The sequence below is a fragment of the Polaromonas sp. P1_F2 genome (assembly GCF_056405735.1).
This window is the reverse complement of record NZ_JBFUBN010000007.1, coordinates 113,019-138,731: the sequence shown is the minus strand read 5'-3', so window position 1 is coordinate 138,731 and position 25,713 is coordinate 113,019. Positions and strand designations below refer to the sequence as shown.

Here is a 25,713-nt window from a genome sequence, read left to right as displayed (position 1 = left end):
AATGTCAACCAGCGGTGTAGTTGCAACAGGGAGGTTTGTCCATGAGCAAGCGTTCCGTTAGCGAGCAGCAGTGGCTGCTGTCCCCCGGGCTCAAGGAAGCCCCGGTGCTGGACTTGATGTGTTCGCATTTCGTGCTGACGCTGGCCGCCCGCCAGGGCGCCAAGTTTAACGTCAGGCGCGACCTCAACAGCCTGCTCTCGCTCTCCGGCCGGCACTTGGTCTGGCCACTGCCCGCGCTGCAGCGCCTGCGCGAATTCCTGGTCCGCCGCTGCAAGGACAACGAGTTCTGGCGCGGCCACGAAAGCCTGACCGACGCCGAATTCATGGCGCGCCACGGCGCCTGGCGCGGCCCCTATGAAGAAGGCACGCTGTTTTTCTACCTCGATGAACACGCCAAGGACCAGCCCAAGGATTTGCTTTCCGTGCTGGCCGCCACCGGCGAGTGGCTCACGCACGCGCTCAAGAAGCAATCGACCCTGGTCGAAAAAAACATCGATGCGCTGGCCAACCTGCTGCAGCTGAACCGCGCCGAGCGCGCGCTGCTGCTCTATGGCACGCTGGCGCGCTACCAGCGCGACCTGCGTTCCCTGCTGGTGGAGTTCAAGGTCAACAACGCCCCCGAAGCCTATGCCGCCATCGCCGACGTGGCCGGTGTCAAGGCGCCCGAAGTCGCCGAGGCGCTGCGCGCCGGCTCGCGGCTCGAACGCATCGGCATGGTCGAGAACCTGATCTCCGAGCACAACATCACCGACCTCGCCGACCTCATGAAGGTCAGCGAGAAACTGCCGCCCGTGCTGATGCGTGAATACCGCGACCAGAACGAGCTGATGGCCGTCTTCACGCGCCCCGCCGCGCACAGCAGCCTGGGCCTGGCCGATTTCGCTTTTGTGCAGGAGGACGCGCAGGTGCTGGTGTCCCTGCTGCGCAATGCCGTGGCCGCCAAGGAGCAAGGCGTCAACGTGCTGCTCTACGGTCCGCCCGGCACTGGCAAGACTGAGCTGGCCAAGGTCGTCACGCAGGCCGCCGGGCTGGACCTGTTCGAAGTCGAATACGCCGACCGCGACGGCAATTCACTGAGCGGGCGCGACCGCTACCGTTCATTGCAGATCGCCCAGGTCTTCCTCAAGGGCAGCACGCACTCGGCCCTGCTGTTCGACGAGGTGGAAGACGTGTTCCCGCCCATCTCTAACGAAGCCGCGCAGCTGATGGCGCGCTCCGAACAGCTGCCGGTGCCGGCCAGCGGCTCGGTCAGCGGCAAGGCCTGGGTCAACCAGATCCTCGAGTCGAACACCGTGCCCACGCTGTGGGTCACCAACCGCATCGAACAGATAGACCCGGCTTTCCGCCGCCGTTTCGCCTATCACCTTGAGTTGCGCTCGCCGCCGCCCGGTGCGCGCGAGGGCGTGGTGCGCAAGACGCTGGAGGGTGTGCAGGTCAGCGACGCCTTCGTGGCCAAGCTCACGGCGCGCAAGGGCCTCACGCCCGCGCAGATACGCACGGCGGTGCGCTTTGCCCGGCTGGCCAGCGCGCCCGAGGAAAAAATCGATGCACAGGTCGACGGCGAAGCCTTGCAGGCCATCCTGGCCGGCGGCCGGCCGCTGCTGATGGAGTCGCTGATCGAGCGGCAGCTCAAGAACGCCGACGTCGCGCTCGGCAACAAATCCGAAAGCGCGGGCCGGCGCAGCGTCACCACCTACGACCTGTCCATGCTCAACGTCGAGTCGCGCTTTGAAGTGCCGCGCATCGTCGAAGCGCTCAAGAGCCGCGGCCATGGCAGCCTGTGCTTCTACGGCCCGCCCGGCACCGGCAAAACCGCGCTGGCCGAACACATCGCCAAAGCGCTGGACCTGCCCCTGATCATCAAGCAGGCCAGCGACCTCATGAGCAAGTACGTCGGCGAGACCGAACAGAACATGGCCGCCATGTTCCGCGAGGCCGAGTCCGAAAAAGCCGTGCTGCTGCTCGACGAAGCCGACAGCTTCCTGCAGGACAGGCGCGGCGCCCAGCGCACCTACGAAGTGACCGAGGTCAATGAAATGCTGCAGGGCATGGAGCGCCACAACGGCATCTTCATCTGCACCACCAACCTGTTCGACAGCCTGGACCAGGCGGCGCTGCGCCGCTTTACCTTCAAGATCAAATTCATGCCGCTGAGCCGCGAGCAGCGCGAAGCCATGTTTGTGGTTGAGGCCTTGGCCGGCGACGCCGCCCTGCTGGGCGGCGCCTTGCGCGAGCGCCTGGGCAAGCTCACGCAGCTGTGCCCCGGTGATTTCGCGGCCGTCAAGCGTCAGGTCGACATCCTGGCGGCCGAGTTCACGGCCGAGGAATTCCTCGCGCAGCTTGAGGCTGAGCACCGCATCAAGCCCGAGGTGCGCGAAGGCCGCAACATGGGTTTCCTGCAGTAGCCCCTTCTGGATTACACGCAGGCCAGGCTGGCTTGGTGTTTCTTTCGTATGGCTTCGCTGACCTCCAGCTGCGCCTGCCGCACGATGCGGCCGTCTTCCATCCACAGCAACTGGCCGGGCTGCATCTGCTGCCAGTTTTCGTTGCGCGTCAGCGGCTGGGTGGCGACCACGCAGAGCCGGTCTTCCGGGTTGTTGGTCTGGGCGAAATCCATGCTGAGGTCGGCGTCCACCAGGCTGGCATTGGAAAACGGCCATTCACGCACCAGGTACCACAGCCGCGTCGAGCAGTGCGCATACAGCGACTGGCCATTGGACAACAAATAGTTGAAAACGCCGAATTCGGCGGTGCGCTCGCTCATGGCGCACAGCGTGTCGAACACGATGTCGGCCGAGCAGGGCTCGCGCGGGCTGATGCGCTTGAGTTCTTCCATCAGCGCGCAGAACGCCCGCTCGCTGTCGGTGGTGCCTACAGGCTGGTAATTGCCGGCGGAGTCCGGCTGGTAATCGATCAGGTCGCCGTTGTGGGCGAACAGCCAGTGCCGGCCCCAGAGCTCGCGGGTGAAGGGATGGCAGTTTTCCAGCCGCATCGGGTCGCCCTGCGTCGCCTTGCGGATATGCGAGACCACGTTGCGCGACTTGATCGCGTAGTGCTTGAGCATTTCGGCGACCGGTGAGGTCGCCGCCGGCTGGGCGTCGACAAAAAGGCGGCAGGCCTTGTCTTCAAAAAAACCGATGCCGAAACCGTCCGCATGGTGGTCGGTCAGGCCGCCGCGCGCGGCGAAGCCGGTCAACGAAAACCGAAGGTCCGCCGGCTTCGCCGAATTCATTCCCAGGAGTTGGCACATGGGCTGTAGTCTAATGCCCCAGAATTTTGGACAGGAAATCCTTGGCCCGGTCGGTTTGCGGATGGTTGAAGAACTCGGTGGGCGTGTTCTCCTCGACGATCTGGCCCTGGTCCATGAAGATCACGCGGTCGGCCACCGCCTTGGCAAAGCCCATTTCGTGCGTCACGCACAGCATGGTCATGCCCTGGTTGGCCAGTTCCATCATCACGTCCAGCACTTCCTTGATCATTTCCGGGTCCAGCGCCGAGGTGGGCTCGTCGAACAGCATGATCTTGGGCGTGAGGCACAGCGCCCGGGCGATCGCCACGCGTTGCTGCTGGCCGCCCGAGAGCTGCAGGGGGTACTTCTGTGCCTGCTCGGCGATGCGCACGCGCTCCAGCTGCACCATGGCGCGCTCGATCGCGTCTTTTTTCGACAGGCCCGCCACCCAGGTCGGTGAGAGCGTGAGGTTTTCCAGCACCGTCAGATGGGGGAAAAGGTTGAACTGCTGGAACACCATGCCGACCTGGCGGCGCACCGCGTCAATCGCCTTGATGTCGTCGCCCAGCAACGAGCCCGCGACGGTGAGTTTGCCTTCCTGGTAGTCTTCCAGCGCGTTGATGCAGCGGATCATGGTGGACTTGCCCGAGCCCGAAGGCCCGCAGATCACCAGGCGCTCGCCTGGCTTGACTTGAAGGTCGATGTCGCGCAACACGTGGAAGTTGTTGCCGTACCATTTGTTGACCTTGTCGAAGTGGATGGTGGGTTCGCTCATTTTGTTATTTCCTGTTCAACGGGCTTTGCCCACGGCGAGCCGGCGTTCAATCCACAGGCTGTAGCGCGACATGGCGAAGCAGCAGGTGAAATAAATTGCGGCAATAAAAATATAGGCTTCGATCTTGAAAGGGCGCCAGTTCGGGTCCGAGCCCACGGCCAGCGACAGCGCGCCCGTAAGTTCGTACAGCGATACGATGGTCACCAGCGAGGTGTCCTTGAAGAGCGAGATGAAGTTGTTCATGATGCTGGGGACCACGGTGCCCAGGGCCTGCGGCAGCACGATCTTGCCCTGCGTCTGCCAGTAACCCAGCCCCAGACTGGCGGCCGCCTCGGTCTGGCCCTTGGAGAGGGACTGCAAACCGCCGCGCACGATCTCGGCCATGTAGGCCGCAGCGAACAGCGTGATGCCGACGATGACCCGCACCAGCACGTCCGGCGACTGGCCTATGGGCATGAACAGCGGGAACATGAAGCTGGCCATGAACAGCACCGAGATCAGCGGCACGCCGCGTATCAGCTCGACGTAGATGACGCACAGCGTGCGTATGGCCGGCATGTTGGCGCGGCGCCCCAGCGCCACCACCACCGCGATCGGGAAGGCGATGGTCATGGAGATCACCGTGAGCATCACCGTCAGCGGCAGGCCGCCCCACTGGTCGGTCGTCACCTTGGCCAGGCCCAGGACACCGCCGCTCATCAGCGTGAAGAAGGTCGCCAGCACCGCGACCCACAGCAGCGCCAGCCAGGGCTTCCAGAACCAGCGTACGCAGCTGGCTACCACCAGGCCCAGCAGCAGCAGGGTGGCGAGTTCTGCGCGCCAGTGTTCGGGTTGCGGGTAGCGGCCCAGCAGGATGATGCGGCCCTTTTCGCGGATCACGCCCCAGCAGGCGCCCACGCCGCGCGCGGCCTGGCAGGCGTCCGGGTCGGCCGCGGTGACGGCATGGAAGATGCCCCACTGCGCGATGTTCGTGGCCGCCCAGACCAGCACGGCAAGCACGACAAGGGAAATCACCGTATTGCCGATGCTGGAGAACAGGTTGTTGCGCAGCCAGGGGCCGACACCCTCCATCTTGATGGGGGCGGGGCGGGCTGCGATCGGGACAAAGGTTTTGTTCATCGCTCAACGCTCCTTGATGGCGGCACGGCTGTTGAACCAGTTCATCAGGCCGGACGTCGCCAGCGAGGTGCTCAGGTAGATCAGCATGATGATGGCGATGCACTCCACGGCCCGGCCGGTCTGGTTCAGCGACGTGTTGGCGATGGAGACCAGGTCCGGGTAACCCACCGCGACGGCCAGCGAGGAGTTCTTGGTGAGGTTGAGGTACTGGTTGGTCAGCGGCGGGATGATGACCCGCAGCGCCTGCGGCAGCACCACCAGCCGCATCGAGTGGCCGCGCGACAGGCCCAGCGAGGCGCTGGCCTCGTGCTGGCCCAGCGACACCGAGGCGATACCGGCGCGCACCACCTCGGCCACGAAGGCGGAGGTGTAGAGCACCAGGCCCAGCAACACCGCGAGGTACTCCGGCGACAGCGCCCCGCCGCCTTCGACCTGCGACTCGGTCAGCAGCGGCATGTTCCATTCGTTGGGCGCGCCGCCCGCGAGCCAGCCAAGCACCGCGCCGCCCACGACCAGCGCCAGAGACACCCAGAACACCGGCCGCGGTTTGCCGGTCAGGTCAAACTGCTTGCGCGCGTTGCGCGCATAGAACACGCTGGCCGCGACACCGACCAGGGCGCCCACAAGCGCCAGCGTCTGGCCCAGCTTCCATACCGGCGAAGGGTAGGAGAGGCCGTTCTTGCTGACATAAACCCATTTGCCGATGTGCAGGGCCTGGTCGATGGCCGGCAGGTATTCGGTGAACAGCAGGTACCACATCAGCAGTTGCAGCAGCACCGGGATGTTGCGGAAGGTCTCCACGTAGCCGTAGCACAGCGCGCGCACCAGGGCGTTGCGCGAGAAGCGGCCCACGCCCAGCAGGGTGCCCAGGGTGGAGGTCAGCACGATGCCGACCACCGCCACGCGCAGCGTGTTGACCAGCCCGACCAGGAAGGCTTTCCAGTAGGGGTCTATGGAGTCGTAATTGAGCCAGCCTTCGCCGATGTCGAAGCCGGCCGGCTGCATCAGGAAGTCGAAGCCGCTCTGGATGCCGCGGGTCTTCATGTTGGCCATGGTGTTGCTCACCAGCAGCCAGATCAGGAAGACGATCAGGCTGACGGCCAGCACCTGGTAGACGATGGCGCGCGCCTGCTTGCTGCGCCAGGAAAAAACCTTGCGCCGCGTGGCCGGAGCCGGGCGCGGGGGAATCAGGGAGTGCTCGGACATAAACGGGGTACCCAAAAAAGCGGGCCGCTCGACAACGTGTGGTTGTGAGCGGCCCGTTGCGTTAGCGCATCGGAATCAGGTGATCAGGTCAGCGCACCGGCATGGCGTACATCTGGCCGCCCTTGTTCCACTGGTTGTTCTGGCCGCGCGGCAGCGCCAGCGGCGTCTTGGGGCCGACGTTGCGCTCGAAGATCTCGCCGTAGTTGCCGACGGCCTTGACGGCGCGCACCAGCCACTCCTTGTCCAGGCCCAGCAGCTTGCCGGTGTCCTCGCCGCTGCCGGTCAGGCGCATGACCACGGGGTCCTTGCTGTCCTTGGTCATGGCGTCGACGTTGGCCTGGGTCACGCCGTACTCTTCGGCTTCGACCAGGCCGTACACCACCCACTTGACGATGGCGAACCACTCGTCGTCACCGCGGCGCACCATGGGGCCCAGCGGCTCCTTGGAGATCAGCTCGGGCAGGATCAGGTGGTCGGCGGGAACCTTGGCTTCCTTGTTGCGCACCGAGGCCAAGCCCGATGCGTCCGTCGTGTAAGCCTGGCAGCGGCCCGAGAAGTAGGCGGCGTTGACGGCCTCCTGCTTTTCAAACACCACGGGCTTCATGTTCAGGTTGTTGGCCTTGGAGAAGTCGGTCAGGTTTTTCTCGGTCGTGGTGCCGGACTGCACGCAGACCGTGGCGTTCTTCAGCGACTTGGCGCTTTTGATCTTGCTTTTCACGGGGACCATGAAACCCTGGCCGTCGTAATAGGTGACGGCGGTCATGTGCAGGCCCAGCGACGCGTCGCGGGTCAGCGAAAAGGTGGTGTTGCGCGAGAGCACGTCGACTTCGCCGGATTGCAGCGCGGTGAAGCGCTGCTGGGCGTTCAGGGGAACCCATTTGACCTTGCTGGCGTCGCCCAGCACGCTGGCGGCGATGGCCTTGCAGGTGTCCACGTCAAGACCGGTCCAGGCGCCGTTGCTGTCGGCGGAGGAAAAACCCGCCAGGCCGACGTTCACGCCGCAGATGACCTGGCCGCGTGCCTTGATGGCATCCAGTGTCTTGCCGGCGTGGGCGGGCGCCATCGCAGCAAGGGTGAGGCCGGCGGCAGCCAGCGTGGCAAGGCCATGTTTTTTTGCGATTTTGATCACGGGATTCTCCAGTCAGTGAAACTTATGAGGTCCAGCACGATGCGTGCCAGCGCCGAAATGCTAACCCAAGCACTGCGTGCGCCATGCGGGTGCAAAGGCCTATTCGCTCGGGATAAACCCTTGCGAAAAATGCGTCATGAGCTTAACGAGGGGTTGATATGCACGCCAGGCATGGCGCATGGACGCAAAGCGGAAGATTTCCCGTCCCGGCCGCCGCCTTGCGCTGGCCCGGCCGCCCCAAAACCGGGCACAACGGTCTTCTTTACGGCCCGCCTGCGCTGCTGATACAGCCGCTGCCAGCTCAGTCTCTGGCAAGTCCATTGGTACGAATCTTGCACTTTTCCTCTGCGAGAGCTGAGATTTATCGCCCCCGGCTTTGCCGGGTTCTAAGGCGCTTGCCGCGGACTTCTTCCCGGAACTCCGAACCGCCCCCCGTTGGAGCCTGCGACCGTGCGAGTGCTTGTCACGTCTCAATGTGCGTTTTGGAAGGTCAATAGCGATGGCTTTTCTTGAGGACTTGCGTGCAGCGCAGGAAGGCGCTTTGTCCCTGGGCTTCTGGGCGCTGCAGGTATACCGGCTGGGGCATTTGCGCTACCGGTTTCAGTCCAGGCTGGTGCGTTACCCGCTTGGCGCCCTGCATCTGGTACTGGCCAAGCTGGCTGAAATGTTCTGCGGCGTCACGATCGGGGTCTCGGCCCAGATCGGGAGGCGCCTCGTCATAGAACATTCCGGCGCGATTGTGGTGCATGGCAAGGCCGTCATCGGGGACGACTGCATCATCCGCCAGGGCGTCACCATCGGCAACCAGCGCATGGACAGGCCGCTGGACGCGCCGCACATCGGCAACCGTGTGAACATCGGCGCCGGCGCGAAGATCCTTGGGGCCATACGGATTGGGGATGACGTTGACATTGGCGCCAATGCGGTGGTAATCACGGACGTCCCCGCCGGCGCGCTTGCCGTGGGTGTGCCGGCCCGCATTATTTTGCGAGGTAAAAATGATGCAGCCCTCTGAAGCCGCAGGTGCCCCATGCCGGGTGAGCATCGTCATCAAGGCCCTGAACGAAGAAAAGCGCATCGTCGCCGCAGTGGAGAGTGCGCTGACGGCCGTCCGGATGGTCGGTGGCGAGGTGGTGCTCGCCGATTCCTGCTCCAGCGACCGCACCGTGGCGTTGGCGTCTGCTTATCCCATCCGTATCGTGCAACTGGCACGCGCCGATGAACGCTGCTGCGGCGTCGGCCCCCAGCTGGGTTACCAGCATTCGGCGGGCGAATTTGTTTACATCCTGGACGGCGACATGGAAATGCTGCCCGGGTTTTTGCCGGAGGCGCTGGCCTTCATGCAGGCGCACCCCGACGTGGCCGGCGTGGGAGGGCAAGTCGTTGAAATGAATACCAGCAGCCTGGAATATGTGGCGCGCGTGGAGCGGGGTTTGGGCCACATGCAGGCGGGCACGGTGGACCGGCTGGACATGGGCGGCCTGTACCGCAGGGCTGCAGTGGAGCAAGCCGGGTATTTTTCAGACCGCAACCTGCACAGCTATGAGGAGTTTGACCTGGCCATGCGCCTGCATGCCAGGGGCTGGAAATTGTGGCGCCTGGGCACCGATTCCGTGCGGCACCATGGCCACGATGCGCCTCCCTACCAGTTGCTGGTGCGCCGCTGGCGCAGCCGCTACATCTGCGGCCTGGGCGAAGTGCTGCGCGCGGCCTGGGGCGAGTCGCATCTGGGGCTGGTGCTGACGCGGGTGCGCGAGTTGCGGCTGTATGTCGCCGTGCTGGGATGGTGGGCCGTGCTGCTCGCCGTTCTGGTGGCCCCCCTGCCGTGGACAGTGCGCATCGCGGCCTTCTCCTGCATTGCGGCGGTACCCATCCTGTTGATGGCATGGCGAAAACGCAGCGCCACAAAAGCCGTGTTTTCGGTCGTGTCGTGGTGTTTTAACGCTGCCGGCCTGGTTCGCGGGCTGTTGACACCGCAGCGCCCCGCCCGCGCGGCCATAGACAGCGTCGAGATCCGAAATACGCCCGGCGCGGTTTAAGCGGCCAAGGCGTACCGCGCGGGTTTCGGCCGCCGGCTTGCGAAGGCCTAAGCCGTTGCCGCGCAGACGCGCAGCACTTCGGCCCCGTAGGCTTCGAGCTTTTTGACGCCGATACCGCTGATGCCTTCGAGGTCGGCGACACCTTGCGGTGCGCGTTCAGCAATCGCGCGCAAGGTTGCGTCGTGGAAGATCACGAAGGCCGGCAGGTTGTGCTCGCGGGCAACTTCAGCGCGCCAGGCTTTGAGGCGCGCCAGGCGCTCGAGCGCGCCGGCATTGAGCGCGGCTTCGGCCAGGCCCTTGACCGAGGTCTTGGTCACGCGCTTGCCGCGCCCGCCGGCCTTGGCGCCCGCAGCCTGCTCGCGCAGCACCACGCTGACCTCTCCCTTGAGCACCTGGCGCGCATCGGGCATCAGCTGCAGCGTGCTGAAGGCCTCGGCGTCCACGCGCACCATGTTGCGCGCGATCAGCTGGCGCAGCACGCCGCGCCATTGCGCCTCGGCCAGGTCCGCGCCTATGCCGAAGGTGCTGAGCTTGTCGTGCCCGTGCTGGGCCACTTTTTCGGTGGCCTTGCCGCGCAGGATGTCCATGATGTGGCCGGCGCCGAAGCTGATGCCGCTGGCCTGCTGGACGCGGTAGATGCAGCTGAGCATCTTGCGTGCCGCCTCGGTGGCGTCCCAGACGGCGGGAGGGTTCAGGCAGTTGTCGCAGTTGCCGCAGGGCTGGCTGTCCTCGCCGAAATAGCCGAGCAGGCTGACGCGCCGGCAGCGCGTGTCTTCGGCCAGCGTCAGCAACGCGTCGAGCTTGCCGCGCATCACTTGCTTGAAGTCTTCGCTGGCGGCCTCGCTGGTGTCAATCATGCGGCGCTGGTTCACCACGTCCTGCAGGCCGTAGACCATCCAGGCGTCGGCGCTCTGGCCGTCGCGTCCGGCGCGGCCGGTTTCCTGGTAGTAGCCCTCGATGTTCTTGGGCATGTCCAGGTGGGCGACGAAGCGCACGTCGGGCTTATCGATGCCCATGCCGAAGGCGATGGTGGCGACCATGACGATGCCGTCCTCGCGCAGGAAGCGGTCCTGCCGTTGCTGGCGTAGCGTTGAATCAAGCCCCGCGTGGTAGGCCAACGCCTTCAGGCCCGCGTCCTGCAGCATGCCGGCGATCTCTTCCACGCGCTTGCGCGACTGGCAGTAGACGATGCCGGCTTCGCCCTCGTGCTCGGTCTCGATGAAACGCAGCAGCTGGCGCGTCGGGTCGGTCTTTTCGACGATGGTGTAGCGGATGTTGGGCCGGTCGAAGCTGCTGACGAACTGGCGCGCGTCCTCGAGCTTGAGGCGCTCGATCATGTCCTGGCGTGTCAGCGCGTCGGCCGTGGCCGTCAGCGCCATGCGCGGCACGTCGGGGAAGGTCTCGTGCAGCAGGCTCAGCGAGCGGTATTCGGGCCGGAAATCGTGGCCCCACTGGCTCACGCAGTGCGCCTCGTCGATCGCGAACAGGCTCAGCAGCCCGCGCTCGTGCAGCGAGGCCAGCAAGCCCTTCATGCGCGGCGTGTTGATGCGCTCGGGCGCGGCGTACAGCAGGGTCAACTCATTGCGCAGCAGCTGTTTTTCAAGCTGGCTGCTTTCGTCGAAACTTTGCGTGGAATTGAGGAAAGCCGCCGACACGCCGGCCTCGTGCAGCGCGCCGACCTGGTCGTGCATCAGCGCGATCAGCGGCGAGATCACCACCGTCACGCCGTGGCCGGCCTGCTGCCGCACGATGGCCGGTATCTGGTAGCACAGCGACTTGCCGCCGCCCGTGGGCATCAGCACCAGCGCGTCGCCGCCGCGCACCACGTGGTCCACGATGGCTTCCTGCGGGCCCCGGAAGCTGTCGTAGCCGAACACCTCGGCCAGTACATGCAAAGGGGTGGGAAGGGGGGAGACAGGGAGTGAGGACAAGGTTGGAATGGAATTGATGCGGTGAAGCCTGCTGCGCGGACGCCGGGAAGGCGAAGGCTACATCTGCTCCCAGGGCAGGCCGTCAAAGCGCCAGCCCGAGAGTGTGGAACGCTGGAACTGCTCGTCGAGTTCGCCCTCGAAGCCGTGCACCACATGCTGCACGTCTGTGAAGCCGGCCGCCTCCAGCGCCTTGCCGGCGTCCAGCGTGCGCTTGCCGGAGCGGCAGATCAGCAGCACCGGCTGCGCCTTGCCCGCAGCCTCGCGCGCCACGGCCTCGGCGAACTTCTGCGCGTCGGGCTGCAGGTCGGGGTACTCGTACCACGGCACGTTGACCACGCCCGGCGGACGGCCGACATACAGCGACTCGATTTCCATGCGCACGTCCACGAACAGCGCATCGGGATGCGCCTGCAGCCAGGACCAGGCTTCTTTGGGTTGAAATTTTTTCATGATGGAGTCAATACCCCTATTGTCGTCTAAGGCCCCCACGCTTGTCGCTTCGCGTACTGCGCTGCCCCCCGAGGGGGCGTGTTTTCCTTGGGGGCGGCCCGGCGGAAAACAGGGCGGCCATTTCGGAGTCTGTCGAAAAAACCGCGGCCGCTTAAAATTAGGCCATGAAGCCAATCACCTACACCCGCGGCCAACAACTGCCGGCCATCCTGGAACAACGCATCGCCATCCTCGACGGCGCCATGGGCACCATGATCCAGCGCTTCAAATTGAACGAGGCCCAGTACCGCGGCGAGCGTTTCAAGGACTTCCACAAGGACGTCAAGGGCAACAACGAATTGCTGAGCCTCACGCGCCCCGACGTGATCCAGGACATCCATGAAGGCTACCTGGCCGCTGGCGCCGACATGATTGAAACCAACACCTTCGGCGCGACCACGGTGGCGCAGGGCGATTACGACATGGCCGAGCTGGCCGTCGAGATGAATTACGAGTCGGCCCGCATCGCGCGCGCCGCCTGCGACAAGTTCTCCACGCCCGACAAGCCGCGCTTCGTGGTCGGCGCCCTGGGCCCCACGCCCAAGACGGCCAGCATCAGCCCCGACGTCAACGACCCCGGTGCGCGCAACACCAGCTTTGAAGAGCTGCGCAAGGCGTACTACGAACAGACCGAGGCCCTGGTCAAGGGCGGCAGCGACGTGCTGCTGGTCGAAACCATCTTCGACACGCTCAACGCCAAGGCGGCGCTGTTCGCCATCGACGAATACTTTGACAACTCCGGCGAGCGCCTGCCCCTGATCATCAGCGGCACCGTGACCGACGCCTCGGGCCGCATCTTGAGTGGGCAGACCGTGACGGCTTTCTGGCACAGCGTGCGCCATGCCGCGCCGCTGGCGATCGGCCTCAACTGCGCGCTGGGCGCCACCCTGATGCGCCCCTACATCCAGGAGCTGGCCCGCGTGGCCGGCGACACCTTCATCAGCTGCTATCCCAATGCCGGCCTGCCCAATCCCATGAGCGATACCGGCTTTGACGAGACGCCCGACGTGACCTCGCGCCTGCTGCGCGAGTTCGCCGATGAAGGCCTGGTCAACATCGTGGGCGGCTGCTGCGGCACCACGCCGGACCACATAGGTGCGATTGCCCACGCCGTGGCCCCCGTGGCCGCGCGCTCGCGGCAGCGCGGCGGCTTCTACAAGGAAGCCGCCTGAGGGTGAGGGGCCTTCCCGGCCACCTTATCCCTTTCTTCCCGTCCCGGCCGTTACAAAGTATCCAGGCGGGATCACCCCCGGCGCGTCACATTTAACGGCTATAGTCAGGCCCGTTTGTCAGGCCTGGTTTTCACCATCCGGCGCTGCGCCCTGCAGCCTGCCCATGGCCGGACACAACACAACATCACAACTAAGGAAATCATGAACGTGCGTTCATTCATCAAGATCGCCGCGGCATTCGCCGTGGCCACGGCCGCCCTGGGGGCCCATGCGCAGCTGGCGCCGCAAAAACCGGTCACCATCATCGTCCCGTACCCGGCCGGCGGCCCGCTGGACAATGCCGCGCGCATCCTGGCCGAAAAGCTGCGCCCCCTGCTCAAGACCGAAGTGACGGTCGACAACCGGCCCGGTTCCGGCGGCAACGTGGGCGCCGCATTGGTCGCCAAGGCGCCGGCCGACGGCCATACGCTTGTGATGGGCGCGGTGGCCACCCACGCCATCAACCCCTGGCTCTACCCCAACATGCCTTATGACGCGCTGAAGGACTTCACGCCCATCACGCTGGTGGCCCGTGTGCCCAATGTGCTGGTCATGAATGCCGAGACGGCGAAACGCCTGAACATCAAGGACACCAAGGACCTGATCGCCTATGCGCGCAAGAACCCCGGCCGGCTGAACTACGCCTCCGGCGGCAACGGCAGCGCCGGCCACCTCGCGGGCGAGCTGTTCAAAAGCCTGGCCAAGATCAGCGTGGTGCACCTGCCTTCCAGCGGCTCGGCCCAGGCGCAGACCGGCCTGTTGTCCGGCCAGACCGACCTGATGTTCGACAACCTGGCCTCGGCCAGCGCCAACATCAAGTCGGGCAAGCTGGTGGCCTTCGGCGTGACCACCATCAACCGCTCCAGCAGCTTCACGGAGATCCCCACCATCAACGACGTGCTGCCCGGCTTCCACATCAGCACCTGGTTCGGCATCTTCGGCCCGGCCAACCTGCCCAAAGCCACGACCGACCAGCTGCAAAAAGCCTTCGCTGCCGCGCTCAACACGCCCGACACGGCCGAAAAATTCGCACGCATGAGCGCCACGCCCAGCCCCATGACCTCGGCGGACTTCGCCTACATGGTCATGAAAGAGCACGCCGATTACGGCCGCCTGATCAAAGTCGCCAAAATCAAACTGGATTAAGTAGCACTCCGTTCCCCGGGGCATTCGCACCGGGGGATGGCGCAACAGGGCGTTCAGCCGGTAAAATACCGGCAACCCAAGGAGCGTTGCAGCGGACCCCGCGTCCGTCAGGCTTGGGTTACAGGCGACCCTTTCGGCGTTGCCTGCGGCAACGACGCTCACCTTGGCCTTAAGGTGAGTCCGTGTCTGAAACCGAAAATTCCGTCTTTGTCCCCCCTATGAAGCTGTCCGGCCTGGAGCCGGTCAACATCGGCGCGGGCACCCTGTTCGTCAACATCGGCGAGCGCACCAACGTCACCGGCTCCAAGGCCTTCGCCCGCATGATCCTGAACGGCGAATACGAGCAGGCCCTGGCGGTCGCTCGCCAGCAGGTGGAAAACGGCGCGCAGATCATCGACATCAACATGGACGAGGCCATGCTGGACAGCCAGGCCGCCATGGTGCGTTTCCTGAACCTGATCGCCAGCGAACCCGACATCGCCCGCGTGCCCATCATGATCGACAGCTCCAAGTGGAGCGTCATCGAGGCCGGCTTGCGTTGCATCCAGGGCAAGGGCATCGTCAATTCCATCTCGATGAAGGAGGGCCTGGAGCCCTTCAAGCAGCAGGCCAAGCTGCTCAAGCGCTACGGCGCGGCGGCCGTGGTCATGGCTTTCGATGAAAAAGGCCAGGCCGACACCTACGAGCGCAAGGTCGAGATCTGCGAGCGCGCCTACCGCGTGCTGGTCGACGAGCTCGGCTTCCCGCCCGAGGACATCATCTTCGACCCCAACATCTTCGCCATCGCCACCGGCATCGAAGAGCACAACAACTACGCGGTCGACTTCATCAACGCCACGCGCTGGATCAAGCAGAACCTGCCGGGCGCCAAGGTTTCCGGCGGCGTGTCCAACGTGTCCTTCAGCTTCCGCGGCAACGACCCGGTGCGCGAAGCCATCCACACCGTGTTCCTCTACCACGCGATCCAGGCCGGCATGGACATGGGCATCGTCAACGCCGGCATGGTCGGCGTGTATGACGACCTCGATCCGGTGCTGCGCGAACGCGTCGAGGACGTGGTGCTCAACCGTACGCCGGTCTACAAGCCGGGCGAGGCCGAACTCACGCCCAGCGAGCGCCTGATCGAAGTCGCCGAAACCGCGAAAAGCGGCGCCAAGGACGACAGCAAGAAGAACGAATGGCGCGCCCTGCCTGTGCGCCAGCGCCTGTCGCACGCGCTGGTCCACGGCATGAACGAGCACATCGTGACCGACACCGAAGAGGTGTACCGCGAGATTCTTGCCGAGGGCGGCCGGCCGCTGCATGTCATCGAAGGCCCGCTGATGGACGGCATGAACGTCGTCGGTGACCTGTTCGGCCAGGGCAAGATGTTCCTGCCCCAGGTGGTCAAAAGCGCCCGCGTGATGAAACAGGCCGTGGCGCACCTGCTGCCCTACATCGAGGCCGAGAAGCTGCTGCTTGAAGCCGCCGGCGGCGACGTCAAAACCAAGGGCAAGATCATCATCGCCACGGTCAAGGGCGACGTGCACGACATCGGCAAGAACATCGTGACCGTGGTCCTGCAATGCAACAACTTCGAGGTCGTGAACATGGGCGTGATGGTGCCCTGCCACGAAATCCTGGCGCGCGCCAAGGTCGAGGGCGCCGACATCGTCGGGCTGTCGGGCCTGATCACGCCCAGCCTGGAGGAAATGCAGTACGTGGCCGCCGAAATGCAGAAGGACGAGCACTTCCGCATCAAGAAAATCCCGCTGCTGATAGGCGGTGCCACCACCAGCCGGGTGCATACGGCCGTCAAGATCTCGCCGCATTACGAAGGCCCGGTAGTCTATGTGCCCGACGCGTCGCGCAGCGTGAGCGTGGCGCAAAGCCTGCTGTCCGACCAGGCCGCCAAATACATTGAAGACCTGTATACCGACTACGACAAGGTGCGCACCCAGCACGCCAACAAAAAGCAGGTGCCGATGTGGCCGCTGGCCAAGGCGCGCGCCAATGTCACGCCCATGGACTGGGCCGGCTACACGCCGCCCGTGCCCAAGTTCACCGGCCGGCGCGTGTTCAAGAACTTCGACCTGGCCGAACTCGCGCAGTACATCGACTGGGGCCCTTTCTTCCAGACCTGGGACCTGGCCGGCCCGTTTCCGGCCATCCTCAAGGACGAGGTGGTGGGCACCGAGGCCGTGCGCGTCTATGCCGACGCGCAGCGCATGCTCAAGCGCCTCATCGAAGGCCGCTGGCTGACCGCCAACGGCGTGATGGCGCTGTACCCGGCCAACAGCGTGGGCGACGACATCGAGATCTACACCGACGAGACGCGCAGCGAGGTCGCCATGACCTGGTACGGCCTGCGCCAGCAGACCGAAAAAACCGCCATCGACGGTGTGATGCGGCCCAGCCGCTGCCTGGCCGACTTCGTCGCGCCCAAGGGCGTTGCCGACTACATCGGCGTTTTCGCCGTGACCGCCGGCATAGGCGCCGAGAAGAAGGAAAAGTATTTCCTCGACGACCACGACGACTACTCGTCCATCATGCTCAAGGCCCTGGCAGACCGCCTGGCCGAGGCCTTCGCCGAAAGCCTGCACCAGCGCGTGCGCAAGGACCTGTGGGGCTATGCGCCGGCCGAGTCGCTGGACAGCGAAGCGCTGATCGCCGAAAAATACCAGGGCATACGCCCCGCGCCCGGCTATCCGGCCTGCCCCGACCACAGCGTCAAGAAAGAGATGTTCGAGCTGCTCAAGGCCGGCGAGATCGGCATGGCCCTGACCGAGAGCCTGGCCATGACGCCGGCGGCCAGCGTCAGCGGCTTTTACCTGAGCCATCCGCAAAGCACTTACTTCAACGTCGGCAAGATTGGCGACGACCAGCTGCAGGACCTGGCGCAACGACGCGGGCTCAAGGCGGCTGAGCTGCAACGCCTGCTCGCGCCAAATCTCTAAGCCCGTGTAATTCGCGTTTACGCCGGCTTTGCCGGAGAATAAGCTGCGTTTACATAAATACACGGCCGCTTGCCAGTGCGTGTTTACCTTCGCGGCATGGGAAACGTTGAACACCTGTTGATTCAGCCAACGCCGAGCAAGCGATTTGATTTCACCTGAGGGAATTGCCATGAACACATCCACCGAAAACCTCCAGCCCGGCCAGCAGGCCTCGTCGGCCAGCAAGCCCCTGTGGGCCGCCGTCGGCATTTTGGGCGTCGCCGTCCTGGCCATGGGCGGCACCATGATTTACCAGATGCGCAACCCGCCCGTCACCTCCCCCGTGGCGCTGGCTGCGCCGCAGCCGGCACCGGTGGCCCCGGCAGTCGCGCCGCCCGTGGCCGCAGCCGCCACCGCGGCTGACGACCTGGCTGAAAAGCCCGCCGCAGCCCCCGCCAAGCCCGCGCCCGTGCCTGCCAAAAAAATCGCCAAACCCACGCCCAAACCGGCGCCCGCGCCCAGCTACGCCGGCATCTCGCCCGCTCCCGGCCCCACGCCAGCACCGGTTGTCGTCGCGCAGGTCTGCCATGTGTGCGGCGCCGTCGAATCGGTCACGCCCGTTGAACGCTCCACCAAGCCCGCAGGTGTCGGCGCGGGCGCCGTTGCCGGTGGCGTGCTGGGCGCCGTGCTCGGTAACCAGGTCGGCCATGGCGGCGGCCGCACCGCAGCCACCATCCTGGGCGCCGTCGGCGGCGGCTTTGCCGGCAATGCGATTGAAGGGCATATGCGCAAGGAAACCGTCTACCAGGTCGGTGTGCGCATGGAAGACGGCTCGCAGCGCATGGTGGAAGTGGCGCGCGCGCCCAGCGTGGGCAGCCGCGTGACGGTGGAAGGCAATGTGCTGCGCACCGGCGACGGCGCCACCTACGGCCCCAAGCCGGCGCCCGCACCCGTGGCTGCACAGCCTGCCGCCGAGCCTTCTCCGTACTACAACCGCTGACCGGCCCGGCCGGCATGGCTCCAAGCGCCCCGCAACGCCAGGTTGCGGGGCTTTTTTACGCCCGCCGCCCCGGGGGCCCGGCGCTATGATGGCCCGGCTTATGACAAGGGGTGGTGGACTTCGCGTCATTGAAGTGAGTTGAAATAAAGCCCCGCCCCTCCGGCCGCCTCGCGGCAGCACAACGGCAGAAACATGTTCAGACTTGCGTTGATTCTTTTTGGCGGCGATGCGCTGGTCGGGCGCTGGAAAATTTTCATGGCGGCCGGCGTGGTGGCCGCGCTCTTCGGCGCCGCGCTGCTGGTCGACCTGGTGGACGGCGTAGCCGATGTCGCCACCTGGGTGCTGGGCGCGGTGCTGCTGGCCCAGGGGCTTGTCGAGATGGTGGTGGGCGCAACCCACGCGCGAATGCGGCGCCGTTTCGAGCTGCTGCGCGGCGCGACCATGGTGGTGTGTGCCTGCCTGGTGCTGGACTTCCCCTGGGACAACGCGATCGCCGCCGGCATCCTGTTTGGCGCGGCTTTCACCTTCAACGGCCTGATCCGAATCGTCTCCAGCTGGTTGATCCGCTACCCCAGCTGGCGCAAGTCCAACCTGACAGGCTGGGCTTACCTGCTGCTGGCGCTGCTGCTGTTCACCGACTGGCCCGTACCCTCCAGCATGAACGTGTCCCTGTGCACCGGCCTGGCGCTGGGCGTGGGTGGCTATGTCCTGATGCGTGGCGCCTGGCGGCTCAGGCGCCTGCCGCGCGGCTCCCGGCTGGCGGCCGTCGAGCTTTACAGCGGCACCCGGGTGCTGCCACCCGACGCGGCGCCGGCCACCCCCGAGGTGCTGGCCGCGAACGCCGCCGCCGGCCACATGATCGTGCATGTCTGGACGGCGGTCGACGGGGTCGACGACAAGCAGGACCGCATACGCCTTCCGCTGATCGAGCGCTACATCGCCTCCATGACGAAGAAGGGCCGCGTCTCAACCGGCCACATCGCGCTGGAGTGCGAAGACGGCCTGTACATCAGCCACCACCCGCGGGTCCGCCTGGCCATCACGCAGGCCAACCTGGTCGGCCACCTGCGTGCCACTTCGGGCAACGACCATCCCGGCGTCTGGCTGCCGGCCTATGCCGAAGAAGCCGCGGCGACCCGGCCTTCCACCCACAAGCTGCATTTCCGCGTCTACAACAGAGCCTACCTGCAGGCCTTCTGGGACGTCTACCACCAGGACGACACCTACAACCTCACCAGCCGCAATTGCTCCGTCGTGGTGACGCAGGCCGTGGACGCGGCCATGGAAGGCGTTTTTGCCGACAAGCCTTTCTGGCGCACCCTGCTGCGGCTGGCGCTACACCCCGACGTCTGGATGGCCGGCAGCGCGCGCGTGCGCGCCGAAGCCATGGCCTGGACGCCGGGGCTGGCGCTCGACTACGTGAGCGCCGTGCGGCGCATCACCCATCCGCGCCACGACCTCAAGGTGCATCTGTCGCGGTGGTGGAAGACGCGCAAGGCGCGCAGGCCGCGCGCGAACTGAAATCCACCGGTATCAATGGGCCGCCTTCAGCGCCCGCCGGTACTGCACCGCCTCCGCCACATGCACCGTCTGCACGGCCTGCGCACCGGCCAGGTCGGCGATGGTTCGGGCCACTTTCAGGCAGCGGTGGATGCCGCGCCCCGACCAGCCCAGCCGGGCGGCGGCGGTGTTGAGGAATTTCGCGGCTGCGTCGTCGAGCTGGCATTGCGCGTCTATGGCGCGGCCTTCCAGTGCCTGGTTGGTGCAGCCTTGCCGGGCCGTGGCGCGGTCGCGCGCCGCGACGACACGAAGCCGGATGTCGGCCGTGGCCTCGCCGGGCGGGGCGTTCACCAGTTCATCGGCCGCCAGCGCGCCGACTTCCACATGCAGGTCTATGCGGTCCAGCAGCGGGCCGCTGAGTTTGCCCTGGTAGCGCGCCACCTGTTCGGGCGAGCAGCGACAGGTCCGCAAGCTGGAGCCGAGGTAGCCGCAAGGGCAGGGGTTCATGGCCGCGACCAGCTGGAAGCGGGCCGGGAATTCGGCGCGCTGGGCGGCGCGCGAGATGGTGATGCTGCCGGATTCCAGCGGCTCGCGCAGCGCCTCGAGCGCCGCGCGCGGGAACTCGGGCAGCTCGTCGAGGAACAGCACACCCCGGTGAGCCAGCGAGATCTCCCCGGGCCGCGGTGGTGAGCCGCCGCCGACCAGGGCCACGGCGCTGGCAGTATGGTGCGGCGCGCAGGTCGGGCGCTGCGCCCACTTGTCCAGCGAGAAGCGGCCGCCCAAAGAGGCCACGGCCGCGCTCTCAAGCGCCTCCTCGGTGGTCATGGCCGGCAGCAGGCCGGCAAAGCGCTGGGCCAGCATGGACTTGCCGGAGCCGGGCGCGCCCATCATCAGCACGCTGTGCCCACCGGCCGCCGCGATTTCGAGTGCGCGGCGTGCCGCGGCCTGGCCTTTCACGTCGGCCAGGTCCAGGTAGGCCGATGGTGCGGGCAGCGCCGCCGGTTTCACTTGCGCCCAGCCGTCCAGTGATTCAACGGGGGCGTCTCCCGGCAAGAACTGCCTGACGACGTCGAGCAAATGGTGCGCCCGGAAAATCTCCGCGCCCGGAACCAGGGCTGCCTCCTGGGCGCTGGCGTCGGGCAGGACGAGCTTGGGCAAGGCGCCTGCGGCGGCGCGTTCGGTGCGCGCCAGCGCCAGGCTCATGGCGAGCGCCCCGCGCACGGGCCGCAGGTCGCCGCCCAGGGAGAGTTCACCGGCGAATTCATACCCTTCGAGCTTGCGGGCGTCGACCTGGCCGCTGGCGGCCAGGATTCCCAGCGCGATGGCCAGGTCGAAGCGGCCGGAATCCTTTATTTACCCGTCACAGGTTTGCATACATCCCACCCAGGCTGAATACAGACTCGGCCGAAGGCCTACCTATGGAGCCCTCCTCAACGGGGGGAGTTTGCTTAAGGCTACTTGGACTCCACCAGGTACCGGCTCATGACTCTTTTCATCATTTCCGGGAGTCCATAGTCCAGTCCCTCAGCGAGCCTGAGCAACACACTTATCGTTGGTTGTTTACTCGCAACCTCAATGAGTGATATGTAAGGCCGATCCAAGTCGCATCTGCCCGCGAGATCTTCTTGGCTCAGTTTCAATGCCAAGCGGCGAGCCTTGATCTCGATAGCTAGAGCTCGCATTAAGGGTTCATTTTTGCTTGGCCGCATCTAGTGCGACTATTGCAAAGCTGTATACTTTTGACACGTGTCTATAGACAGCTAAAACATCGCATTGGGTACACAAGGACAGCTCATGCTTGAAGCTCTTCGCCCTAAAGCCTCAACAAGCCTAAGAGAGTTGACGCGCCTGACGGCGTCTGATGATGCCCAACACCTGCTACTCCCCTCCGCTCTCAAAGAGACGGTTCTTCTTTGCTTGGCCAGAGACTTAAGAATGGTTGAACGCCTCTCGTTTGAGGGGGGTGAACTTGATGCGCCACTCGCACCTTCGCTATTCGTGGTCTGTGAGCTCTTGATGCGGCCCGGCACCAAGCATCACGCAAGCGGTCAATTCCAAATGACAGAAACTGGTCTTGCACGAGCGATCAAGGTTCTGCAGTGTGCAATCGAGAGAGAAATAGTCAGTCGCATAGTGGGAATACGCAGCGAACTAAATGAGGACGATTTTTTTCTCGCCGAACTCGACCGAATTCAGTGCGAGGAAGAAGCCGACAGATGAACCGATCTCAGACCGCGCGATTACGAAGCTCTTCCCGGGTTCGGCATGGTAGAGGTCCACGCGTTCAGCAGGAATTAGCCGGAGACATGCGCAATGGATAGCCAACACGACGCCAAATTTATTGAAGCCCTGCAGGAGGTAGGACTTGCCCCTATGCTTTCGCCAACTCGGTACATCAGCATGCTCGGCATAGACGCCAAAACACTGGCTCGAAATGCACGTGTCCCAGTGAGCACAGTCACCAAGACTCCGGATGCCGCCAATATCCAACGGTATCTGAGGAACAGTCTCCGCGTCATTAAGGCGGCATATGACGTCTCGGGTGGTGATCTGGCGAAATCGTTGCATTGGTTTCGAACAGAACCACTTCCAATGTTCCGCCAGAGAACCGCGGAGCAAATGGTTTCTGCTGGCCAGGTGGACGACGTTATCCGCCTGATTGATTCTTACCGCGCCGGCGCGGCAGGCTAACCACCTGCAATTTCGCCAGGAGTATTCAATGCAGCTCAAAGGTATTGAGGCAGTCAGCGTGGTCGATCAGATCAGGTGCGATCGATGTGATAAAGAAGTCCATCGCACCGGGTCCGATTTTGAACAAATGACGTCCATTGGCTTTGACGCGCGCTATGGTTCGATTTTTGGTGATGGCAATCGGGTGGAAGTCGATTTATGCGAGCCATGCTTGCGTGCAACCCTCGGTAACTGGCTTAGAGTGCGAGCGCCCTGGAGTATTGATCAAATGCCCTTGTGGCAAGTTTCGGCCGCTGTCGGGCGGCCGCTACCAATCATGGACAGCCAGAATCCCGGTCGCTTTATACATCCATACAGAGTACTGACAGCCCAGGAGATGGCTGATCATCTAAAGTGTTCGCCGGAGGTGGTCTATGAACGCGCACTCGCCGGCGAACTCATTTTCCTGCCGTCACAGTCTCGAGTCGACGACCGGCGCTACCCGGCGTTCCAACTCGATGAACGCCTGGACAAGTCGCTGCTGAGGAAAACCATCCAGGAATACCGAGATGCCGACGTCAACTCGACCCTACTCTGGAGTTTCCTGCGGTCCCCGCAAAAGATATATGCCGGCCTGACTTCTATTGAAATGTTGCTCGGCGGCATGCCGCCTCAATATGACACGCTGACACCCGAAGAGAGATCTGAGATCTTTCTCGATGTGGTCGCTGAAGAGATTTCGCGCGTGCGCTGGTAGCCTATTCGATAAAGAAAAAGCTCGAACAGTCGTCCAGACTTCTGTGCTTTTCCCCACGACGCCGACCTCACAACTAGAAAAGTGCCTGCAATGAGCGTCATCACTTCTACAGCTCCAATAATTGCGCATGGACGAGCACAGGTGCTAGCCACCTCCACGACAGCTGAAGCCGTCACCAAAACGAACAGCAAAGCCAAAGCAGCGGCAAGCCACAACGGCAATCTAGTTTCAAAAAACCTTTCACGCTGGGTCTTCAACCATCTTCTCCTGCCCATTTCAATTGAGCGAGAGCCTATTTACTTCCAGCCCATTAAGAGCTTGCGGGACCAGAAGATTTTTGACCTACGCGTCAAAGCCATGAGGTGCTTCCTCAGCTACGAAGAGCTGCGGGATGGAATTCTGGTGCACTCAGGATTGGGTGGCCTGGTCACGCGAGTCCTTACCAAGCTACCCATTGAAACGGGTCAGGTCCAGCTACGGATTTCATCTACCAGAAAGTAATTGCCATGGAAAAGTTGACACCTTGGTTTGATGCCAAGTTACATTCTCCGTCCCGCGAGGGATGGTACGACTGCAAAGAATGCAACGCCAGGCATTATTTTAGGGATGGGCTTTGGTACAGAAACCAAAAATCAATCCGTGACGGAAACATGACGATCCGGAAGATGCACTGGAGAGGTCTGAGACGGGAGTCATTGGTTACAGGATTTTGATTTTCTACTCTGAAGCGCTGTGGCCTTTGTGTTCAACAGAAACCGCAAGGAAGTGCGTATGAATTCCTCCGATGTGACCGGGGAAGGTACTCCCGACGACGAACTAGAAGTCTTGGTGCCGGAAGACTTCCCTCACGATCCGTTTCCGGCTGTGTTGGCCGGCGCGCAGCCGAAAGTTGTTGCACGTGAGGTCGATGGCCGCTATGTCGTCGGCCTGACTGAAGAGGAACGCCGTGGACGGTACCTCATGTGCCTAGATCTTGTAGAGCAACTGACCGGCTACACCGAGAGGAAGCGCATTGAACGCCACGATCTGACTTTGACCAGGCTATTGGATGAAGTCGATGTCGGCATCAGGCGTAAGGGATGGGAGCTTGGCAAAGTCGAGTTCGACTGGATCATGAGTAGATTGCGATCGCATTTCTGTGAAGCCTAAAGAGCACGAATGTGACGCGTATGCATACGCTTGCCACCCGCCCATTCGAGGATATGCTTGATGCCCATGAGTTCCCCCGAGCCTTCGCCCAGTTATCCGCGCACCTTGGATTTGAAAGGGATGCTCCGGCGTTCGGTGGAGCTCGACCTCGCGGCGCTCGACATCCTGCGGCCAGAGTCCTATGAGTTGCACGAAGAGGCGCTCGACACGGTTCTTAGTTTCAGCGCGGGCGAACTTGGCATCCAGCACGCGCGAGCGATTCGAACGTTGGTGGCCGAAGGCTTCGATCCGTCGGCGGCGTCATTGTTGCGGCTCCAATTCGAGGCGCTGGTCAGATCGATCTGGCTCGCTTGGGCCGCCGAAGAGAAGCATCTTTTGGCGCTCGATGCCGAAGTATCGCTGGACGCTGAGCTCGCGGCCGGCAAGGCGCTGCCAGGCGTCACATCAATGATCAAAGCTTTGCGCGATGTTGGCCCGTCGGGGTGCTTTGAGATGCTCGACGGATTCCGGGCAATGATCCTGCCGACGCTGAACTCGTTCGTGCATTCCGGCTTCCATCCGTTGAAGCTGCGAAGCGCCGGCTACGATGAGAATTTGATGATTCGATTCTTGAAAGACTCTAATGCGATCTTCACCATGACAGCCATGCAGCTTGCCGCCCTCACAGGCGACTCGGAGATCATCTCGCCGATGTCCAAAATTCAACCGCACTTCGCCGACTGCCTGCCACCTCTTCTCAGATCAAGCGCGTAAGTGTGCCGGTGCCATTTCGAGGACTCAACTTCTATATTTGCTGTACAGCTAAGAATGCATCAATAGCTAAGGAGTGTGAAATACATTCGTCATTCAGAAGTCGAATATATTCGACTATCCCTATGGCTTCTGCTAAGGTGCCAGCATGGCCATCCTCAGTGAACTTTCGCATGTTGTAAAACGCCAGAGATCCGACATGGGTCTCAGCCAGGAACGTCTTGGTGAGTTGGCAGGCCTATCGCGTGCAACGATCAACGAGCTTGAAACCGGGAAGCTAGCCAATCTAAGTCTCACGCGTGCCGAACGCTTAGCTAACGTGTTGGGTTACGGCCTGGGGGTGACGGGCATCCGCAAGTCAAAATCAAATGAACAACCTGGCAACGCGCTAGAAATGGCAGCACGTTCAGGCAGCATTAGCTACAGCGAGCCTATACCGCCCGCCACCCTGCGTCACGCACTGGTCACCGGCACAATTCCTCCCAAGCACATTGCACAGATGCGGGCCGTGCTTGACGAGGCCCCGTTGAGCGTGCTGTCTGCGGCCGTGGCTCAAATAGAGTTGGAGGACGGTGAGCCGAGCAAGGTAACGTGGCAGAGAATGCGCCAGCTGGCAGCGGTAATGGCCTGTACCCGCGATATCTGGTCCTGACTGTCCGCCTAGAATCGGTTGCGGAGTTTGGTCCCTTTTTTATCGA

General features: G+C 63.6%; 22 protein-coding genes, 2 pseudogenes and 1 riboswitch. Of the genes and pseudogenes, 15 read left to right on the top strand and 9 right to left on the bottom strand.

Annotated features, from left to right (window positions below; genetic code table 11):
- Positions 1-41 precede the first annotated feature (41 nt).
- Positions 42-2,405, top strand: a complete 2,364-nt coding sequence (locus AC1D0O_RS15555; protein WP_477654409.1) for an ATP-binding protein — start codon at positions 42-44, stop codon at positions 2,403-2,405.
- A gap of 82 nt (positions 2,406-2,487) precedes the next feature.
- Here AC1D0O_RS15555 and AC1D0O_RS15550 read toward each other — a convergent pair.
- From AC1D0O_RS15550 to AC1D0O_RS15530, 5 genes and pseudogenes are all read right to left on the bottom strand, one after another.
- Positions 2,488-3,250 (bottom strand): annotated as a pseudogene (locus AC1D0O_RS15550) (class II glutamine amidotransferase); the annotation flags it as partial.
- 10 nt (positions 3,251-3,260) lie between these two features.
- The gene (locus AC1D0O_RS15545; RefSeq protein WP_477654408.1) at positions 3,261-4,004 is read right to left on the bottom strand and encodes an amino acid ABC transporter ATP-binding protein; all 744 of its coding nucleotides are present in this window, start codon (positions 4,002-4,004) and stop codon (positions 3,261-3,263) included.
- A gap of 15 nt (positions 4,005-4,019) precedes the next feature.
- Positions 4,020-5,123, bottom strand: a complete 1,104-nt coding sequence (locus AC1D0O_RS15540; RefSeq protein WP_477654407.1) for an amino acid ABC transporter permease — start codon at positions 5,121-5,123, stop codon at positions 4,020-4,022.
- Between the two features lie 3 nt (positions 5,124-5,126).
- A complete protein-coding gene (locus tag AC1D0O_RS15535) occupies positions 5,127-6,329 on the bottom strand; it encodes an amino acid ABC transporter permease (RefSeq protein WP_477654406.1) in 1,203 nt (400 codons plus the stop codon).
- An 88-nt stretch (positions 6,330-6,417) separates the two neighbouring features.
- Positions 6,418-7,392 (bottom strand): amino acid ABC transporter substrate-binding protein, encoded by a 975-nt coding sequence (locus AC1D0O_RS15530; RefSeq protein ID WP_477654531.1) that lies wholly within the window; start codon positions 7,390-7,392, stop codon positions 6,418-6,420.
- 565 nt (positions 7,393-7,957) lie between these two features.
- Between AC1D0O_RS15530 and AC1D0O_RS15525 the strand changes: the two genes are divergently transcribed.
- Together AC1D0O_RS15525 and AC1D0O_RS15520 are read left to right on the top strand one after the other, a co-directional pair.
- Entirely contained in the window at positions 7,958-8,473 is a 516-nt protein-coding gene (locus AC1D0O_RS15525; protein ID WP_477654405.1) for a serine O-acetyltransferase, read from the top strand.
- On the top strand, positions 8,457-9,497 hold the full coding sequence (locus tag AC1D0O_RS15520) for a glycosyltransferase family 2 protein (RefSeq protein WP_477654404.1): 1,041 nt from the start codon (positions 8,457-8,459) through the stop codon (positions 9,495-9,497). The genes AC1D0O_RS15525 and AC1D0O_RS15520 overlap by 17 nt, the downstream gene beginning before the upstream one ends.
- 47 nt (positions 9,498-9,544) lie before the next feature.
- Here AC1D0O_RS15520 and recQ read toward each other — a convergent pair whose 3' ends face one another.
- Complete coding sequence (recQ, locus tag AC1D0O_RS15515) at positions 9,545-11,428, bottom strand: DNA helicase RecQ (protein WP_477654403.1); 1,884 nt, start codon at positions 11,426-11,428, stop codon at positions 9,545-9,547.
- 57 nt (positions 11,429-11,485) lie between these two features.
- Positions 11,486-11,878, bottom strand: a complete 393-nt coding sequence (locus tag AC1D0O_RS15510; protein ID WP_477654402.1) for a rhodanese-like domain-containing protein — start codon at positions 11,876-11,878, stop codon at positions 11,486-11,488.
- A 164-nt stretch (positions 11,879-12,042) separates the two neighbouring features.
- On the opposite strand from AC1D0O_RS15510, the gene AC1D0O_RS15505 reads away from it, so the two are divergent.
- From AC1D0O_RS15505 to AC1D0O_RS15485, 5 genes are all read left to right on the top strand, one after another.
- A complete protein-coding gene (locus tag AC1D0O_RS15505) occupies positions 12,043-13,089 on the top strand; it encodes a homocysteine S-methyltransferase family protein (RefSeq protein ID WP_477654401.1) in 1,047 nt (348 codons plus the stop codon).
- Between the two features lie 201 nt (positions 13,090-13,290).
- Positions 13,291-14,274: a Bug family tripartite tricarboxylate transporter substrate binding protein gene (locus AC1D0O_RS15500; RefSeq protein WP_477654400.1), complete on the top strand. Its 984-nt coding sequence runs from the start codon at positions 13,291-13,293 to the stop codon at positions 14,272-14,274.
- A 72-nt stretch (positions 14,275-14,346) separates the two neighbouring features.
- Positions 14,347-14,441: riboswitch (S-adenosyl-L-homocysteine riboswitch) on the top strand.
- 15 nt (positions 14,442-14,456) lie between these two features.
- Positions 14,457-17,210, top strand: a complete 2,754-nt coding sequence (metH, locus tag AC1D0O_RS15495; protein ID WP_477654399.1) for a methionine synthase — start codon at positions 14,457-14,459, stop codon at positions 17,208-17,210.
- A 169-nt stretch (positions 17,211-17,379) separates the two neighbouring features.
- Positions 17,380-18,189, top strand: coding sequence for a glycine zipper 2TM domain-containing protein (locus AC1D0O_RS15490; RefSeq protein ID WP_477654398.1), 810 nt, complete (start codon positions 17,380-17,382; stop codon positions 18,187-18,189).
- A 192-nt stretch (positions 18,190-18,381) separates the two neighbouring features.
- Complete coding sequence (locus AC1D0O_RS15485; RefSeq protein WP_477654397.1) at positions 18,382-19,710, top strand: HdeD family acid-resistance protein; 1,329 nt, start codon at positions 18,382-18,384, stop codon at positions 19,708-19,710.
- A gap of 12 nt (positions 19,711-19,722) precedes the next feature.
- Here AC1D0O_RS15485 and AC1D0O_RS15480 read toward each other — a convergent pair.
- Positions 19,723-21,039, bottom strand: a pseudogene (locus AC1D0O_RS15480) (YifB family Mg chelatase-like AAA ATPase); the annotation flags it as partial.
- A gap of 104 nt (positions 21,040-21,143) precedes the next feature.
- Positions 21,144-21,371, bottom strand: coding sequence for a helix-turn-helix domain-containing protein (locus AC1D0O_RS15475; protein WP_477654396.1), 228 nt, complete (start codon positions 21,369-21,371; stop codon positions 21,144-21,146).
- Between the two features lie 112 nt (positions 21,372-21,483).
- Between AC1D0O_RS15475 and AC1D0O_RS15470 the strand changes: the two genes are divergently transcribed.
- From AC1D0O_RS15470 to AC1D0O_RS15440, 7 genes are all read left to right on the top strand, one after another.
- Positions 21,484-21,909 (top strand): hypothetical protein, encoded by a 426-nt coding sequence (locus tag AC1D0O_RS15470; RefSeq protein ID WP_477654395.1) that lies wholly within the window; start codon positions 21,484-21,486, stop codon positions 21,907-21,909.
- A 93-nt stretch (positions 21,910-22,002) separates the two neighbouring features.
- Positions 22,003-22,380, top strand: a complete 378-nt coding sequence (locus AC1D0O_RS15465) for a DUF2384 domain-containing protein (protein ID WP_477654394.1) — start codon at positions 22,003-22,005, stop codon at positions 22,378-22,380.
- A gap of 28 nt (positions 22,381-22,408) precedes the next feature.
- The gene (locus AC1D0O_RS15460; protein WP_477654393.1) at positions 22,409-23,116 is read left to right on the top strand and encodes a hypothetical protein; all 708 of its coding nucleotides are present in this window, start codon (positions 22,409-22,411) and stop codon (positions 23,114-23,116) included.
- Between the two features lie 90 nt (positions 23,117-23,206).
- A complete protein-coding gene (locus tag AC1D0O_RS15455) occupies positions 23,207-23,617 on the top strand; it encodes a hypothetical protein (RefSeq protein ID WP_477654392.1) in 411 nt (136 codons plus the stop codon).
- Positions 23,618-23,887: 270 nt separating this feature from the next.
- Complete coding sequence (locus AC1D0O_RS15450) at positions 23,888-24,265, top strand: hypothetical protein (protein WP_477654391.1); 378 nt, start codon at positions 23,888-23,890, stop codon at positions 24,263-24,265.
- A gap of 66 nt (positions 24,266-24,331) precedes the next feature.
- Entirely contained in the window at positions 24,332-25,018 is a 687-nt protein-coding gene (locus tag AC1D0O_RS15445) for a DUF6988 family protein (protein WP_477654390.1), read from the top strand.
- 145 nt (positions 25,019-25,163) lie between these two features.
- Positions 25,164-25,667 (top strand): helix-turn-helix transcriptional regulator, encoded by a 504-nt coding sequence (locus AC1D0O_RS15440; RefSeq protein WP_477654389.1) that lies wholly within the window; start codon positions 25,164-25,166, stop codon positions 25,665-25,667.
- The last annotated feature ends 46 nt before the right edge of the window (positions 25,668-25,713 follow it).